14 protein-coding genes and 1 tRNA gene are annotated in these 16,177 nt (G+C 48.3%); 3 read left to right on the top strand and 12 right to left on the bottom strand.

Translation table 11 applies throughout. The annotated features are described in order from the left end of the window. Positions 1 to 225: 225 nt before the first annotated feature. Both VFT49_01015 and tig read right to left on the bottom strand, forming a co-directional pair. Positions 226 to 855 (bottom strand): ATP-dependent Clp protease proteolytic subunit, encoded by a 630-nt coding sequence (locus VFT49_01015; GenBank protein ID HEU5004651.1) that lies wholly within the window; start codon positions 853 to 855, stop codon positions 226 to 228. A 224-nt stretch (positions 856 to 1,079) separates the two neighbouring features. Then, positions 1,080 to 2,360, bottom strand: coding sequence for a trigger factor (tig, locus tag VFT49_01010; protein HEU5004650.1), 1,281 nt, complete (start codon positions 2,358 to 2,360; stop codon positions 1,080 to 1,082). A gap of 151 nt (positions 2,361 to 2,511) precedes the next feature. Here tig and VFT49_01005 point away from each other — a divergent pair, with 151 nt between their 5' ends. After that, on the top strand, positions 2,512 to 2,700 hold the full coding sequence (locus VFT49_01005; protein ID HEU5004649.1) for a hypothetical protein: 189 nt from the start codon (positions 2,512 to 2,514) through the stop codon (positions 2,698 to 2,700). On the opposite strand, the gene hisS is transcribed toward VFT49_01005, so the two are convergent. Next, complete coding sequence (gene hisS / locus VFT49_01000) at positions 2,686 to 3,921, bottom strand: histidine--tRNA ligase (protein HEU5004648.1); 1,236 nt, start codon at positions 3,919 to 3,921, stop codon at positions 2,686 to 2,688. The genes VFT49_01005 and hisS overlap by 15 nt on opposite strands. A 59-nt stretch (positions 3,922 to 3,980) precedes the next feature. On the opposite strand from hisS, the gene VFT49_00995 reads away from it, so the two are divergent. Beyond that, positions 3,981 to 4,700, top strand: coding sequence for a hypothetical protein (locus VFT49_00995; GenBank protein HEU5004647.1), 720 nt, complete (start codon positions 3,981 to 3,983; stop codon positions 4,698 to 4,700). Position 4,701: 1 nt separating this feature from the next. Here the strand turns inward: VFT49_00995 and VFT49_00990 are convergent, their stop codons facing one another. The 8 genes from VFT49_00990 to tyrS form a co-directional block, all read right to left on the bottom strand. Next, on the bottom strand, positions 4,702 to 5,715 hold the full coding sequence (locus VFT49_00990; GenBank protein ID HEU5004646.1) for an NUDIX domain-containing protein: 1,014 nt from the start codon (positions 5,713 to 5,715) through the stop codon (positions 4,702 to 4,704). A gap of 103 nt (positions 5,716 to 5,818) precedes the next feature. Further along, a tRNA-Leu gene (locus tag VFT49_00985) sits at positions 5,819 to 5,903 on the bottom strand. A gap of 51 nt (positions 5,904 to 5,954) precedes the next feature. Beyond that, on the bottom strand, positions 5,955 to 6,170 hold the full coding sequence (locus VFT49_00980) for a hypothetical protein (protein ID HEU5004645.1): 216 nt from the start codon (positions 6,168 to 6,170) through the stop codon (positions 5,955 to 5,957). 22 nt (positions 6,171 to 6,192) lie between these two features. Further along, positions 6,193 to 6,720 carry a 16S rRNA (guanine(966)-N(2))-methyltransferase RsmD gene (gene rsmD, locus VFT49_00975; protein ID HEU5004644.1) on the bottom strand — a complete coding sequence of 176 codons (528 nt, stop codon included), beginning with the start codon at positions 6,718 to 6,720 and terminating at the stop codon, positions 6,193 to 6,195. Next, complete coding sequence (locus tag VFT49_00970) at positions 6,717 to 7,175, bottom strand: hypothetical protein (protein ID HEU5004643.1); 459 nt, start codon at positions 7,173 to 7,175, stop codon at positions 6,717 to 6,719. The genes rsmD and VFT49_00970 overlap by 4 nt, the downstream gene beginning before the upstream one ends. Before the next feature lie 261 nt (positions 7,176 to 7,436). Further along, positions 7,437 to 9,473, bottom strand: coding sequence for an ATP-dependent DNA helicase RecG (recG, locus tag VFT49_00965; GenBank protein HEU5004642.1), 2,037 nt, complete (start codon positions 9,471 to 9,473; stop codon positions 7,437 to 7,439). Between the two features lie 20 nt (positions 9,474 to 9,493). Beyond that, positions 9,494 to 10,267, bottom strand: a complete 774-nt coding sequence (locus VFT49_00960; GenBank protein ID HEU5004641.1) for a class I SAM-dependent methyltransferase — start codon at positions 10,265 to 10,267, stop codon at positions 9,494 to 9,496. A 9-nt stretch (positions 10,268 to 10,276) separates the two neighbouring features. Next, positions 10,277 to 11,524 (bottom strand): tyrosine--tRNA ligase, encoded by a 1,248-nt coding sequence (gene tyrS / locus VFT49_00955; protein ID HEU5004640.1) that lies wholly within the window; start codon positions 11,522 to 11,524, stop codon positions 10,277 to 10,279. 237 nt (positions 11,525 to 11,761) lie between these two features. Here tyrS and VFT49_00950 point away from each other — a divergent pair, with 237 nt between their 5' ends. Further along, positions 11,762 to 14,788: a transglycosylase domain-containing protein gene (locus VFT49_00950; GenBank protein HEU5004639.1), complete on the top strand. Its 3,027-nt coding sequence runs from the start codon at positions 11,762 to 11,764 to the stop codon at positions 14,786 to 14,788. Positions 14,789 to 14,820: 32 nt separating this feature from the next. On the opposite strand, the gene radA is transcribed toward VFT49_00950, so the two are convergent. After that, positions 14,821 to 16,167, bottom strand: a complete 1,347-nt coding sequence (radA, locus tag VFT49_00945; protein HEU5004638.1) for a DNA repair protein RadA — start codon at positions 16,165 to 16,167, stop codon at positions 14,821 to 14,823. Positions 16,168 to 16,177: the final 10 nt, after the last annotated feature.

Genomic DNA, 16,177 nt, shown 5'->3' with positions numbered 1-16,177 from the left:
CGAGCAATACTCCCTATATAGATTTAGTTGATAGTTACTTCTTGTTTATTTCTTTCGCTTTTTTGCCTGTTAGCGAAGCCCACTACCTGGAGACATGCGGGAGGATTTATAAAATTTATAAACGTTAGCAAGCACCAAAGTACACTACTTCTTGAGATTAATATTAAAGGGTTTTCCACAAGGCTACAAGCAGTAGCGTTTAAAAATCTGTTGTAGAATAGTCAACTAGGCTGCTTTGGGAATGGAGTCGGCCAGCTTGCGGGTATCAATGATTTCGTCAACTAAGCCGTACTTTTTGGCGTCTTCGGCGGTCATCCAGAAGTCGCGCTCCATGTCTTCGTGAACCTTTTTAGGGTTCCGACCGGTGTTACGAGCCATGATTTCTTCCATCATTTTCTTGACGCGCAAAGCTTCACGCAGATCAATTTCTTGGTCGGTAACCTTACCGCGAGTCCCGCTGGACGGCTGGTGAATCATTACAGTTGCGTGCGGTAATAAGAATCGTTTGCCTTTGGTGCCAGAGCTTAGCAAAAACGCCGCCGCGCTGGCCTGAACACCAATACCGACTGTTTGAATATCACTCTTCACATACTGCATGGTGTCGTAAATAGCCATCGCGTCGTACACACTCCCGCCTGGGCTATTTATATAAAGAATAATGTCCTTATCGGGATCTTGGTTTTCAAGAAATAGCATTTGAGCAACCACGAGATTGGCTGTGTGTTCGTTGACGTCGTCGCCCAAGAAGATGATCCGGTCACGAAGCAAGCGACTGTAAATATCATAAGCGCGCTCCACGCGGCCTTCTTGCTCGATAACAGTCGGGACTAAAATTTGGTTGGACGGGTTACTCATTTTACCTCCCTGAATTTACAAACAAATTCATAAAAAAGTTTATTATCAGTCTTCGATTGCGCTGCCTTTTTCCTTGCTTAATCTCTTCTCTGGTTTGCTCGGACGGTCCGTAATCGTCTGTCTTTTTAGTTGGGCGAGGATATTTAGGCAAAGCCATGCTTATATGATACTAAAATTAGCACTCACGGGTCAAGAGTGCTAATCTATTTTATTAAATATGATGGCTACGACGTGGCGTAGTCGACGAGTTTCAGGATAGTTTTTTCGGTTAGCAGACGATTGGCGATATCCTGGCGGCTCTCCGGCTTATCCAGCTCGGCTTGCATGGTTGGATCCTGGTACTGAGACTTTAAGATCTGAATGCGGTCCGCCAACTCTTCGGCCGTGACGTCAATCTTTTCGGCTTCGGAAATTTCGCTCAAAACCAGTCCAGCCTTGACTCTTTCTGCAGCGTCGGGCTTGAGACGATCACGGTGCTCTTCTTCAGTCACGCCTTCAGCTTTGAGGTGTTCTTGCCAGGTTTGGCCACGGTAGGCTAAGTTTCGACGCTCTTCGTCTTCCATGCGCTGCAACTCTGTTTCAACCAGGCTTTCTGGAACTTCAACTTTGGCTTTGGCGGCGATCTTTTTAATAAGTTCATTCTGGTAATCTTGTTCGACCTGCCATTCGCGCTCGCTGGTCAGCTGCTTTTTAACATCCGCCTTAAGCTCGGCCAGAGTCTTGAATGGTCCGGCTTTGGCGGCGAATTCATCATCGATTTTAGGCTCGACCAGGTCGCTGATTTTCTTGGCCGTGACAGAAAAAGTAACTTTTTTACTTTGTAGTTCTTTGGCGCCATAATCGGCCGGAAATGTCACCTGGAATTCTTTGGAGTCGCCAGTTTTAATACCGATTAGATTGTCTTCAAAACCGGGAATAAAGGTTTTGCTGCCCAAAACCAGCGGATAGTCTTTGCCGTCGGCACCGGCAACCGGTTCGCCACTCTCGTCTTTGCCGGCAAAATCAATCGTAACCTCATCGCCATCTTTTGCCGGACGGGCAACTTCGGTGCGCTCGGCCATGCGACCTTGCAGCGATTTGATAACTTCGTCAACGTCTTTAGCAGTTACGCTGGCCTTATTCTTAGCCAACTTGATGGTTTTATAATTTGGCAGGGTTACTTTGCCGATCACTTCTTGGGTGGTCTCAAACTCTAAATCGGTATAAGGCACGAATTTTTTGAGCTGAATCTCGGGCTGGCCAACCGGGCGGAACTTTTGATCTTCGACCGCACGGCGATAAAGCTCGTTGATGGCGTGCTCCATGAATTCATCGAGGAACAGCTGCTGGTTAATGTTTTTTTCTATAAGATGAGTTGGGGCCTTGCCGGCACGAAAACCCGGCACCTTAACGTTTGAAAAATGACTACTTAAAACGTGCTTTTTAATAGGCTCGAGCTCGTCAGCGCTAGCTTTGATGTTCAGGTTTATTTTGGTTGGTGATATATCTGTACGGGTTATTTGCATACGATGTGCGATTATAGCCTGAATAATAGAAAAATGCTATAAACAATCAGAAATGCATAAAGAATTTTACGATCCTAACCACGTATCCCCCGGCTCTAGGGAATTAATGGTCTGGCCCAATCACCATAGAGTCGCAGCCCTCGCACTCGGTATGTCCTGGGACAAGGCTAGGCCTATAATACATCGTCTAGCGGACGGCTTACGCGCCACCGGATTTGACGATGAACAGCCAACTCATCCTAAGAGAATTTTCTGGCAAGGTGAAGCCGGCGGAATGCACCCGGACGACATCCCTAAATTAAAGAGCCGCTACGAAGAATCACTATCAGCGAACGCCTAACGTTTCGGCAACTTGGTCTAGTGGCAATTGCTGCTCTCTTCCCTTTTCTAGGTCGCGTAGCTTAAATTGGCCGCTGGAGAGTTCCGCCTCGCCGATAAATAGCGCATATCGCGTGCCGGATTTAATAGCGTGCTTGAGCTGCATATCGAGTTTGCGTCCGCTAGAATCTACGGCAATATTCACGCCTTTGCTGCGAAGTTCACTCAAGACCTTTTGAGCTGAGTTATAAACATCACCAATCAAAATCGCGATAGCGTCAGTTTCTGGTGATAATTTTGGCAATAAGTCGTGGCTCTCTAAGAAATTACGCAGAGTTACATCGCCCATGCCAAAACCAACAGTCGGAACCGGTTCGACGCCGAATAATGCAACCAGGCCGTCGTAACGGCCGCCGCCAAACATCGAGCGGTTGTTTTCTGGGTTGGTATCAAAGACTTCGAACACGATATCGGTGTAGTAATCAAAGCCGCGCGCCAGCGATGGCACAAACCTTACATTAGTAATTCCGATGGAATTTAAGAGCTCTTCTAGGTGCTTGGTCTCTTCCGAACCACCATCTTTAGTCAAAAAATCGAATAACTCGCCTGGGTTCTCAACCTTATCGGCCAAGCTTGCTTTAAATTCGTCCTGGCTCAACTTTTCGAAGTGATCGATCAACCTAGTTATATCCGCAACGTCTGTTTTTGGACCGGCCGCTTCGATTCTTTTTTGCAATAACTTGCGAGAATTAATGCGGATTTCGTACATATCTCGGCTGGCGCCAAAGCCTTGTAATACAGCGTCAGCAACCTGAATAATTTCGGCGTCGCCCTCCAAACCTTCCACCCCAAAAATGTCGACGTTTAACTGCCAGTGCTCGCGCAAGCGACCGCGCTGCGGCTGTTCGTACCGCCATAAGTTAGGAATACTGTACCAGCGCAGTGGATAAGCTAATTCTTGGCGCCTAGCGGCTACCATGCGGCTAACAGACGGTGTCATCTCTGGTCGAATAGCTACTTTTCGACCACCTTTATCTTCAAAATAATAAAGCTGCTCGTTAACGATTTCTTCACCAGTCTTGGCGGCATAAATATCAAAGCTTTCTAAAATGGGCGCGTCGTACTCCTGATAGCCGAAACTTTCGACCACCGAGCGAATCTTGCCAAACATGTATTTTTGAATGCGTTTGTCTTCGGGGTAAAAATCGCGCGTCCCTTTATAGGGTTGGGTATTTAAACTCATAATCTGCCTTAATTATACAGTCCGTAAACTTAACCGCTAGTAGTATAATGGTTGTTGAAATGGCCAAACATAGAGCTCGCCGATCATCGCCCTTATATCTGCCTAGCGCATTTGAGTTATTTACGCCAAGCAAAGATTTGTTTATAAAGTACTTCAACGTTTTTGGCATACTTTATATTTTGCCCTTACTATTTTGGCTACACAGCTGGGTTGATACGCCCGCTCATGGCCACCATTACTGGACCAGGACCTCCGACGCCAACTACGGCTGGACGCTGCCAGGCGGCTACAACGCAGCCTTTATAGGTTTTTCGATTTTGTGGTTTTTGATCGCCATAATCGGCGGAACTATTGTGCAGATTATGACCCAGCGCGCCCAGCTCGACGCCGCCGAAGACAAAGAGCCAACACTAGATCGCGCCTGGCAAACCGTCAAAGAAATGTGGCCGAACATGGTCAAACTATTCATAGCGATGATTATCATTATTGGCATTGGGTTTGTTTTATTAATAATTCCTGGCCTGTTTATGATTAAGCGCTACATGTTCGCACCTTACGTAATGCTAGATAAAAAGTGTGGCGTCAAAGAAGCGCTAGAGGGCAGCCACGAGCTCAGCAACAAGAATACAGGCGCTGTTTGGGGCGTTATTGGCGTAATGTTCTTGCTAAGCATAGTTGGGATTGTGCCGATCATAGGCAGTCTGGCCAGCTTTATCCTAGGCGCGCTTTATTCCATAGCCCCGGCTATCCGTTACCAGCAGCTCAAAAAATTGCCCTAAGCTAAGCCAGCTCTTCGGCCAATTTCAGGTTGTCGCGGTAAAGCTTATAGGCGTAGTTTAGCCGGCCAAAATGTTTTAGCCGGTGGTTGCGCACCAGTTTTTTGGCTTGCGGGTGCGTGGCCAACATGAGCTGGGCGACTTCGCTCTGTTGCGGTTTTAGCAGCCCCTGGCCCGGCTCCAGCTGCACAAAATAGTTATAAGAAAAACCCCGGCTATAGCGATTGTATTTCGGACGATAGTGGGAGCCTTTTGTGATATTCAAAAGTTTGAGCTGATCGGGCCGGATTTCTACGTTGATTTCTTCTTTTATTTCGCGGATCGCCGCTTGCTCCGGCGTTTCGCCAGGATCTAAGGAGCCGCCGACGGTTATATCAAGCAATCCGGGAGCAAAAATAATCTTATTAGAGCGCTTTTCTACTACGTAGCGGCCATCGGGCAAGCGAATCATGGCGTGCACCGAACGATGCCACAGGCCTTTTTTGTTGGCTGTATCAAGCGACTGGGCGTAGCCAACATCTTGGTTATCGGAATTAATAACATCTACCCAACTAGATTTGGTTATTTGACTAGCCAACCGGTCTACATCGCGCTTAATTTTCTGGAAAGTCTCTTCGGCCAACTTAACGGTCTTATCAAGGTCAGACTCGCTGACCTTTCGCTCCAGGCAAATCTGCCAAAGATCGTCGATATTCCAACAATGAACTTTGAACATATTGATTTGGTATTCTTTTTTAGCCTGCTCGAGCACGTCCGGATGCATAAAAATTATCATGTCTTGCTCATCGAGCAGCTTAGAAGAAGTTTGCACTTGGGTAGCGCTCAAAAAACGCAAAAGCATGTGGTTTTTAGCCAATAAATCGGCGTAATATGGCTTTCGCTGCTCAAATAAATGCGCAGCAACCCCGCTAGAGCTAAACTCAAAGCCTTTTAGGTTTAGGGACTTCGCGTAAGCCTCGGCCAATCGACTGCGGTAGGCATTCCCCAGGCACACGAAATGTATTTTTATCTTTCTCATAGCTCTTAACCATAAGTATAATACAAACCAAAAATCGACTAAAACCAAAACGGCCTCTGTTACAGAGGCCGTTTAAAGTAGTATCTATATGATTTTAAAGTGATGGTGGGGATGAAAGGACTTGAACCTTCACGCCTCGCGGCACGTGCTCCTAAGGCACGCGTGTATACCAATTTCACCACATCCCCGCGTCGTGCAGAACAGAGGCTATTTTACCTCCTTAGTCAAGAATCATCAATCTATTCGGGGAATCCCCAGTCATCCGGGTCTTTTAGATCTTCTTTTCTGATAACTCTAATAACAGGCTTATGGGGATCATAAGGCGCGTCCGGTATATTTAACGGGTCGTGCTCGGGTGGTTCTTGGTGCCTAACGAGCTTTAGCAACGAGCCGGCAAGTTTGCGCAGCCAGGATTCGTTTTGCCAGTTAAATTCAGGAAATCTACCGCCTTCCACACTATTAACTTAAAAAATAAGGTTAGGCGCGTCTGTAAAAAATAAGTTGCGAATCGCCATAATTTTTATTTGCCGCTATTTCTAGGCCCAGGTCCGGTGGTTCGATTTTACCGGCGAAGGATAATACCGCCAATCCGCCGGGCTTTACGTGGCGATCTGCCAGTTTTTCTAAAAGATTAACTTGCAAATTATCGTAAGGCGGATCGAGCAAAACTATATCGAATTGTTTATCTAGGTTGTTTTCGCTCCAAGCGCTGGCTCCAGCCCGCACTACATGCATGTTTCCGATGTTTAGATCTTTGACATTATCTATCATGGCCACTTGAGCGTTTTTGTCGTTATCGATCGCTACGACATGCTCTGCTCCGCGGCTTATGGCTTCAAAAGCTATCGCGCCGCTACCGGCGAAGGCATCCAAAAAAGTAAGTCCTTCAATATCGCCGAGTACGTTAAAAAGCGCGCCGCGGATCTTGTCGCTCATCGGGTGGGTTTTATGCCCGTGAGGGCTTTTAAGTTCTCGGCCTTTTAAACTGCCAGCAATAATTCTCATGCCGCCAAAGCCTCCTCTCTGGCTTGCATTGTACTCATATCCTTAGGTATATGGTGCTTTTCGGGCGCATGTTTAAGGGGCGTGCACTCAATTTCCCTGAAAGCTATAAAGCCTACTAGGATAAGGTGTGGAAGTTCTACCCGGTAACTATCGAGGTCTACCGGCCGCAGGAACTCGAAATGTCCACCCATTTCGCCATTAAGTTTAGGGTTAATGGGGTTGGCGAAGATTTGTATTAACGGCTCGCGAGACGGAACCATTGAGCTGCAGTTAACATGGAGTTCTGTTCTGAGCATAGAGCAGAGTTGCCGCAGTGAATTTATAGGAAAGTTGTCTGGGACATGTTGGATTATCTCGCTCACCGACGGCACGAGCAGGCCCGCATTATAAGAATGCACAAAAGCATCATGCACACATGACTCATCATTGTTCCTTGGCCTAAGCTCCGCTGCCATAGCTCTTGGAAATATACCTAAAAAACGGCATTATGGCCACCAAGTCCGGCGTAATTAAAAGCTCCAACCAGAAAAGACTAGTCCGAGACCAAACAGCGAAGTAAAGATGATGTAAAGCCCAAAAAGCGCCGGAATTACATATATAACAATCGCGGCCTTTTGAAGCTTCGGCGATTTGATTCTGACTGATAGTTTCGCTAAACCGAGAGAGACTAAAAACAGTAAGAAGGCGGTCAGAAAATACATGATCTAATTGTACGCCTAATTTAAATTGGTTATAGATCGCAAGTCCGAAACACGATGCTCTAGGTGCGGATATTTTTTAAGATTTTCTTTTTTGTCGATAAACTCTTGGGCGGCTCTACGGGCGGCGGCAATCAACTTCACATCTGTTAATTTGGCAACGCGCAGATCAAGGGCACCGTGTTGAATGGTGCCGTAAATTGCGCCTGGGCCGCGCAACTCTAGGTCATATTCGGCTAATCTAAAGCCGTCGGTTGTGGTTTCTAGGATTCGTAAACGCTGACCCGGTGCTTTAGAATCACTCATCATTAAATAGCAGTAGCTTTGGTGAGCGCCGCGTCCAACCCGGCCGCGCAACTGATGGATTTGGGCCAGGCCAAAACGTTCGGCACCCATTATCAACATTACCGTGCTGTTCGGCACGTCCACGCCGACTTCTATAACCGTTGTACTGACCAGAATGTCGTATTTATGATCTAGAAAATCTTGCATTACCTGCTCTTTTTCTGCTGACTTCATACGGCCATGCAAAAGTGCAACTTTTCGATGCTTAAATTCATGCTCGGATAGTTGCTTAAATGTTTCTTCGGCTGATAAGCCGCTTTTAGCATCGTCTTCGGTAATTAGCGGACAGACAACAAACAATTGCCGGCCGGCTGCGAGTTCTTTATCGATCTTTTCGTAAATAGGCCTTTTGGAATTAGGCGAGATTATTTTAGTCTCTATCGGCTGTCGGCCAGGAGGTAACTCGTCCAGAACAGAGATATCAAGCTCACCATAGAGAGTCAAGGCTAAGCTGCGGGGAATCGGCGTAGCCGTCATGTGAAGCACGTGCGGCATGTGTCCGGCTTTGGCCTGTAGTTTTTTGCGCTGATCCACACCAAAACGATGCTGTTCGTCGACGATTATCAGGCCGAGGTTGTGCATATCGACTTTCTCGCTGATAAGCGCGTGCGTACCGACGATCAAGCGGACTTCACCGCTTTTGATCTTTTCGTGCATTAAACTTTTGGCTTTGGGTTTTAGGCTGCCGACAAGCAGACCCACCTGGCCGCCGTAGCCAACATTGTCCAGAAGTTTATATAACGTCTCGGCGTGCTGGCGGGCTAAGATTTCTGTCGGCGCCATCAAAGCCACCTGAAAACCTTGCTCCATAGCCATGAGAGCCGCCATGGCTGCAACGACCGTCTTGCCAGACCCAACATCACCTTCAATTAGCCGGTTGGCCGGCTGGGATTTTTCCATATCCTGATAAATCTGCCAGACGACTTTGCGCTGGGCGTTCGTAAGTTTGAAAGGCAGCTTGCTAACGAAATCCTTGGCTAGCTGCTCATTAAAAGTAATCGGCAAGCCTTTTTCCTGGGCAAACTCTTTCTTATTAAGCAGCGCCGCCAAGCTGAGCTCAAAAACTTCCTCGAAGCCAAGGCGTTTCTGGGCCATAGATAAGGCTTTGTTACCGCTAGGAAAGTGCATTTCGGTCACTGCCCGAGCGTAATTAACCAGTTTTTCCTGCTCCAAGATCCATTTTGGCAAGTGCTCTGGCAGATCTTTAATTTGCATAATCGCCTCGCGGACCAGTTTACGGATCTGCGAGGATTTGAGGCCTTTGGTCTCGCGGTAGACCGGGATTATCCGGGCGGTATTTACCGGAAAATCGCTAACTAGCTCGACGCTGGGATTTAGGATGCTGAAACGGTTGCGGCTGAGTTGGTATTCACCCGCGATGAAATACTTCTGCCCGCCTTTGATCGCACCGGCTCGATAAGGCTGGTTGAACCAAACTAGTCGCACGCTAGAAGTGTCGTCCGAGGCAATTGCTTCGGTAATATGCATCCCGCGGCGCACGTAACGGCCAGTGGCTTGGGTGATTGTAGCTTCTATAGTAATTGCGCCGGGTTTTAAATCTTTTATCTTAGTGACAAGCGAATAGTCTTCGTATCGGCGAGGGTAATAATCTATAAGATCGTTAACAGTTTGAATGCGTAAAATAGCCAGCTTCTTAGCCAGCTCATCCCCCACGCCTTTAAGTTCAGTTACCGGAGAATTAAGTTCCACTAATTAATAGTATAGCGTGGCTATTTCTTCTTGAGGCGGAGCCAGACACTGGGGCCAAAGTAGAACGGCGCCAGCATGGGTTGCATTAGCTTTTCGGCGGCCAGCAGCGGGCGAACGCCAAGGGTTTTCTTAAGAGTAGTGGAGCGTAGGTTGGAGCCACTCAGAGTTTTCTCTACCTCAAAACCGGCTGCCTGCAATTGCTTGATAATTGTTTTTGGATGGTGGTTTACGAAAGGAATCTCGTCTTCGCGGCGGTGCTCGGCGCTACGGATATCTACAGGAGTTTTTGGCACACGCTTACCGCGTAGGCCGTAGCGGACGCGGTTCAAAAAATGAGCGTCGTTAGCAAATTCAAGCAAAAATGTGCCACCAGATTTAAGCACTCGGGCGATTTCGGCAAATTCGGCTGAAGGGTCCGGCAAATGGTGCAGAACTCGCACGACCAGAACCAGATCGACTTCACCATCTTTGAACTTCAAATCAGCGGCTTGCAAAAGCCTGCGTTCAACTTGCGGTGTATCTTTTAGAAAATCTTTGGCGATATCGAGTTGCTGCTGGCTGGGCTCAGCCAAGGTCACCTTATCGGCAAACTTGGTCAAAAACTTGCTCAGTCGGCCGTAGCCGCCACCGACATCGACAGCCTGCCCGAAGTGCTTGCCTTTTAATAAGCGCGTAATCGCCATTTCTTCGGCCGCGTGTTCATAATCACGGCCGATCCAGTAATCTTTGTAGTTATGTTTTGGGTCGTTATATTGATCTGCGCGCCTAACTTGACCAGTGGTTGTCTTTGCCATTAATTATCCCTATTTAATTTCTATTAGTGCTGAATCTTTGAAGGCTTTGCCGCGGCGGATAAGCAAGCGGCCGTTTTTAAAATCAGTTTTTTCGAGCTCTGGATTGGCCATGCCTTCGCCGTTAATGTAGACGGCGCCGCTGGCTATTAGGCGGCGAGCCTCGGAATTTGATGACGCTAGGCCAGTGGCGACTAACGCCTCGACAACAGTCGGCAGCTTTGGAAAAGTTTCGCTAGGCAGTTCCTTGCGGACCTCGGCGATCACACCCTCGCTGACATCGCCAACATTCGTCTCGCCAGTAAGAATCTTGGTGACTACGGCGGCTGTGTGAGCCAGCTCCTTGCCGTGAACTACTTCGGTCACAGATTGGGCCAGAGCCGTTTGGGCCACTCGAGCCGCCGTGTCTTTGGCGTGTTCCTCTAAAACTTTTTCTATTTCTGTTTTGGATAGTAAAGTGTAAATCTTCAAATAATCTTCGACGTTTTCGTCCTCGACATTAATCCAGAACTGATAGAACTGGGTTGGGCTAGTCTTGGCCGGATCAAGCCAGACGGCGCCGGCTTCGGTTTTGCCAAACTTAACACCGGTAGTTTTATTAACTACCAAAGGTGCTGACCACACATGCGCCTCGTCGCCGGTAATACGACGTATCAGATCGACTCCAGCGATGCAGTTGCCCCACTGATCGGCTCCGCAAACCTGAAGATCTACGCCGTTCTCGCGATGAAGATGCAAAAAGTCGTATCCCTGAATAAGCGAGTAGCTAAATTCGGCATAGCTGATGCCAGTCCCATCTTCTCCCAGGCGACTCTGAACAAACTCGCGACCAAGCATCTGCCGCATTGGCGCGTGCTTTCCGACATCCCGTAAAAATTCCAGATAATTCATATGCTTAAACCAGTCATAATTGTCTACTATTTCAAAATCTAAACCTTGGAAAACTCGCTCGTATTGACCCGCAATGGCTTGCTTGTTTTTAGCGAGTTGCTCCAGAGTTAATAAATCACGTTCCTGAGCTTTGCCGTCAGGGTCACCAATCATGCCAGTGGCGCCGCCCACCAAAAGATAAGCTTTATGACCGTGATTTATAAAATGGCGAACCATCATAGCTATAGCCAGGTTGCCTACCGTCATAGAATCGGCGCTAGGGTCCACTCCCCAGTAAAAACTAATTGGTTTCTTGTCTAGAACAGAAATGTCTTTATAGGTAGTCTGGTTGACGAACCCGCGCCAGCTCAGTTCCTCGGATAATTTCATCCCGTTAGACTCCAAAGATTATCAGAAGCTATAATGGCGTCTTGAAGCAAGCTCCGAGGTTCAATCGTCAACCGAGGGACGGGAGTTAAGTGAAGTCTAACGGAATTCATCAGCATCCTTTCAGGAAAGTTTTCATATTCTTTAAACACCAGTATACCTTAAATTTACCGTGTTTTTCTGCTGGCTTACACAAGCATTTTGCTATAATTGTTGGCAAAGGGAGTATATAAAAACTTTATGAGCAAGCGACCCAGCCGCACCAATAAGACCGTGACCACAAGAAGCGGCCGAACCATTAAGGTAAACCGATCGCTAGGTCAAAAATGGACGGCAATGAGAGAGGCTAAATACTTGCGAAAAGCCGACCGCTTGCGGGGGCTGCCTAAATCGCGCGTTAAGCGCCTTTTGTGGCATCTTGAGCCTAAGCATCTTAAAGAATATTGGTGGAGCCGAGACGGTGCCATTATGGCTCTTAAAGTTGCCGGCATCGGCATTCTTTTCTTATTTGTGTTCACGCTGGCCGTCTTTGCGTATTTCCGCAAGGACTTGCCGCATATCACAGACATATCTGGCGATAACCTAGGCGGCAGTATCAGTTATTACGACCGCACCGGAAAGAACTTGCTATGGCAGGACTACAGCGCCGTTAAGCGCGTTCCCGTACAATCCGGCTCTATATCTAACTACATGAAGCAGGCCACGGTAGCCATCGAAGACCACAACTTTTATCAAGAAAAGGGCTTCGATATTAAAGGCGTGGCTCGCGCCGCGGTTGTTGATGTTGTTCATGGCGGCAAACGCCAAGGTGGCTCAACAATTACCGAACAGCTGGTTAAACTAACCCAGGACTTCAACCAAAATCGCACCATAGCCTTAAAAGTCAAAGAATTAATTTTGGCAGTTGAGCTAGAACGAACTTACACCAAGGACCAAATTCTAACAGGCTATCTAAACGCCGCGCCATACGGCGGTGTGGATTATGGCGTACAGGCCGCTGCCAGCGACTACTTTCATGAGAGCGCTAAAGATCTAACGCTTGCCCAGGCAGCTTTCTTGGCTTCAATTCCCCAATCCCCGTCATATTATTCGCCGTATGACACCGTGAACTTTGATAAGCAAGCTTTGCTAAGCCGCAAGAACTATGTGCTAGATCAAATGGTGAATTACGGCATGATAACCAAAGCTCAGGCTTCGGCTGCTAAGAAAGTAGATGTTCTGGCCATGGTTCAGCCGCAGCAAACTAAGTACGCCGGGATCCAAGCACCCTACTTTGTGTTGGCCGCTAAAAACCAGCTAGATACCCAGTTTGTACCCAGCGACGGCAATGGTTCGGCCAAAATCGGTGGCTGGAAAGTAATCACCACCCTTGATTTAGACCTACAAAAGAAAGCTGAAGATATAGTCGCCTCTAACCTGTCGAGCGTTCAGCGACTGACCGGCGGCGCGGCCGACGAAGAAGCCACCGTGTTAGAGAACGTACCCACTGGCCAGATTGAAGCTTTGGTGGGCGGAACCGATTTTACAAATACAGATCACGGCCAGGACAATTATGCTTCGGGTATTTTGATTCCACCAGGCTCAAGCTTTAAACCCTATGACTACACCACGTTGATTAATAACAATAACAATGTGGGCGCCGGATCAGTTCTATACGACGTCAAAGAAGCTATTCCTGGTTATCCAAACACCTGCAACCACAATCCGAACGTCCGCGGCTCTGCACCGTGCCCGGCCGGAACTGCTCCAGCTGCATACGATTACGACAACATCTTCCCAGGACCATTAACCCTGCGCTACGCCTTGGGCGGCTCGCGCAACGTACCAGCCATGAAAGCCATGCTAGAAGCCGTACCAAACGACACCAGCGTCGGCCATACTACTTCGATTAACAAGGTCATATCTACTGCCTCGGCAATGATGGACAACCCCTACCTGCAAAGCGAAAACAAGAAAACCTACAATTGTTATTCCGATGAAGCCCTAACCAAAACTACTCAGTGCTACACCGCTTCGGCCATTGGCGATGGCGCTTTCCTGCACCTAGATGATCACGTAAACGGTCTTTCTACGCTAGGGCGTCTTGGTAGCGCTATTCCCAGAACCTATATCTTAAAGATTACCAATGCTGCCGGTAAAACTGTTTATCAATGGAAGCAACCTAAAGGCAACCAGGTTGTTAAGCAGGATTCCGCATACATAGTAGATAATATGCTATCAGATCCGAACGCTAGTTATTTGCCGGGGAGCTGTAGCGCTACGACCTGTACTCCGCTTTCCCGAGGCGGCTATAAGTTCCAGCACGACAATGGATGGAATTTTGCGGTCAAAACCGGTACGACCAACGACGGCTATGACGGCTTAATGGCTAGCTGGTCAACCCAATTCGCAGTTGTGTCTTGGGTGGGCAACCACAACCGCAACGTCGACCTATCTGCTGCCCGCGGCGCTTCTATGGAACAGCTAACCGAGCCTTTGACTCGCGGCATGATGGAAGCCGCCCATGCCAACCTCAAGCCAACCAACTGGACGCAGCCTTCCGATATTAAAACTCTGCCGGCCTTTGTGGTGCGCAACCACATTCACTACGGAGATATTGAACCAAGCCCAAGCAACGACCTATTCCCGTCTTGGTACGTGGGCGGTAAAAGCACTGGCGCTAGTACTTCCCAGACAATCGATAAGGTTTCAGGCAAGGTTGCCACAGCTTGTACGCCCGACCAAGCTCGCCAGGTAGTGAGCAATGGCAACGCCGATAGCTGGAACATAGACATCTTCCACGGCGGTAAACAAAGTGTAGGCAGCAGCGCTGTCAGTAGTGGCGGATCGTCGGCGACCGATGATGTTCATAATTGTAGCGACGTTAAGCCAGCCATAACCTTAACTGTTTCTAATAATGATCCTAACGGCGATCCTAACAATTGTGATTCCAGCTGTACGATTTCAGCGGCTATTACACCAGGCACTCACCCTCTAGACGACGCCCAATATGCCCAGTATCCAGGCGAGGTCACCTTCAGCGTCAATGGACAGACTGTTAAAACTATACCGACGGCTTCTGGAGGTCCGTACTCATTTACCTACACGCCAACAAGTAGCGGATCATTGACAATTACGGCAACGGTGACAGACAGCGTGCTCTATCAGGGCACCGATCAAACAACCGTAACCGCCTCTACTGCGCCGTCTGGCAACAATAACGGCGGGAGCAACGGCAATACCAACGGCGGGAACAACGGCAACGGCAGTGGTAACGGCGGTATTTGAAAGCCACGCTGGCGATAGAGATAAAATTTAGACTAGTTTTCTAAAAAACTGTTAAGAGCGCTGCGAATATCAGAGACGCTCGTTAAGAATGCCGGTTTTTTGCCAGAGCGCACTTTTGGTCCGATAGCTGCTTCAAAACCGAGTTTTTTGGCTTCGGCCAAACGTTTTTCAAGGAAGGGTACGTGGCGAACCTCGCCACTTAAACCAACTTCGCCAAACACTACGGCATTCTTTTTGAGCTGCATCCCTTTAGCCGCGCTGGCGATCGCCATGCAGACCGCTAGATCGGCCGCTGGTTCGGTTAAGCGAATACCGCCAACAATGTTTATATAAATATCACGTTCAGCGAGCCTTAATTTAGTACGGCGTTCAAGCATGGCGACTAATAAATTAACGCGGTTGAGGTCTATACCGCTAGCTGTGCGCTTTGGATAACCATAGCTTGTCGGATTAACCAAAGCTTGGACTTCAACTAATAACGGCCGGCTGCCCTCCATAGTAGCCAGTACTATTGAACCATCGCTAACTTGACGCTCAGCTAGCAAAGCCGCTGATGGGTTGGGTACCGACTTTAGGCCCGTATCTGTCATTTCAAAAATACCGGCTTCGTTGGTTGAGCCGTAGCGGTTCTTTACTCCGCGCAAAACTTTAAATCCGCCGTAGCGATCCCCCTCGAGCTGCATGACCACATCGACAATATGCTCCAGTACCTTTGGTCCGGCGATCGAACCTTCTTTGGTAACGTGGCCAACCAAGACCAGAGCTGTATTAGTGGCTTTGGCGGCGGCTGTTAGTAGTTGAGTGCTGTTAGTTATTTGGCTGATATTGCCGGCTGCGGAGTTTATCTCGTTGACGGCTATTGCTTGGATAGAATCCACAACCACCAGATCGAATTCGCCACCGGAAATAGTAGCCGCGATGTCGTTAGCCACCGTAGATACCGCCAACTGCAAAGATTGTCGAGTGGCGCCAAGACGCTCAGCACGCAAGGCCACCTGGCGAGCTGACTCTTCGCCGCTGACATATAAAACCTTGTTTTTGTCAGCCGCAAGATAAGCAAGTTGCAGCAATAAGGTGCTTTTGCCAATGCCGGGTTGGCCGGCTACCAGATTAACGCTACCGGCAACCAAGCCGCCGCCCAAAACCGTATCAACTTCTTCGATGCCAGTTTTGATTCGAGTCATTTTGTCGGCGGCCGCGGCCGTAACTGATTGGATTTTGAGTTGATTGCCGCTGGCGCCGGCAGTAGCCGTGGTAATCTCGACTTGTTCAGTTAGAGTATTCCATTCACCACAGTTTTGGCACTTACCTGTCCAAGTTGAATATTCCGCCCCGCAATTGCTGCAAACGTACCGAACTCCCAGTGTTTTCTTTGCCATTATTTACATT

This window comes from Candidatus Saccharimonadales bacterium (genome assembly GCA_035758565.1).
GTDB lineage: Bacteria > Patescibacteriota > Saccharimonadia > Saccharimonadales > UBA10212 > DASTXL01.
This window is presented reverse-complemented; position numbering and strand designations above follow the sequence as displayed.

Excerpts from the sequence above, each read along its gene's own strand:
- VFT49_00995 (HEU5004647.1), top strand. The coding sequence starts at position 3,981 with ATGGCCAAACATAGAGCTCGCCGATCATCGCCCTTATATCTGCCTAGC.
- rsmD (HEU5004644.1), bottom strand. The coding sequence starts at position 6,720 with ATGAGAATTATTGCTGGCAGTTTAAAAGGCCGAGAACTTAAAAGCCCT.
- VFT49_00960 (HEU5004641.1), bottom strand. The coding sequence starts at position 10,267 with ATGGCAAAGACAACCACTGGTCAAGTTAGGCGCGCAGATCAATATAAC.
- VFT49_01015 (HEU5004651.1), bottom strand. The coding sequence starts at position 855 with ATGAGTAACCCGTCCAACCAAATTTTAGTCCCGACTGTTATCGAGCAA.
- hisS (HEU5004648.1), bottom strand. The coding sequence starts at position 3,921 with ATGAGTTTAAATACCCAACCCTATAAAGGGACGCGCGATTTTTACCCC.
- tyrS (HEU5004640.1), bottom strand. The coding sequence starts at position 11,524 with ATGAAATTATCCGAGGAACTGAGCTGGCGCGGGTTCGTCAACCAGACT.
- VFT49_00970 (HEU5004643.1), bottom strand. The coding sequence starts at position 7,175 with ATGGCAGCGGAGCTTAGGCCAAGGAACAATGATGAGTCATGTGTGCAT.
- VFT49_00950 (HEU5004639.1), top strand. The coding sequence starts at position 11,762 with ATGAGCAAGCGACCCAGCCGCACCAATAAGACCGTGACCACAAGAAGC.
- radA (HEU5004638.1), bottom strand. The coding sequence starts at position 16,167 with ATGGCAAAGAAAACACTGGGAGTTCGGTACGTTTGCAGCAATTGCGGG.
- tig (HEU5004650.1), bottom strand. The coding sequence starts at position 2,360 with ATGCAAATAACCCGTACAGATATATCACCAACCAAAATAAACCTGAAC.
- VFT49_01005 (HEU5004649.1), top strand. The coding sequence starts at position 2,512 with ATGTCCTGGGACAAGGCTAGGCCTATAATACATCGTCTAGCGGACGGC.
- VFT49_00990 (HEU5004646.1), bottom strand. The coding sequence starts at position 5,715 with ATGAGAAAGATAAAAATACATTTCGTGTGCCTGGGGAATGCCTACCGC.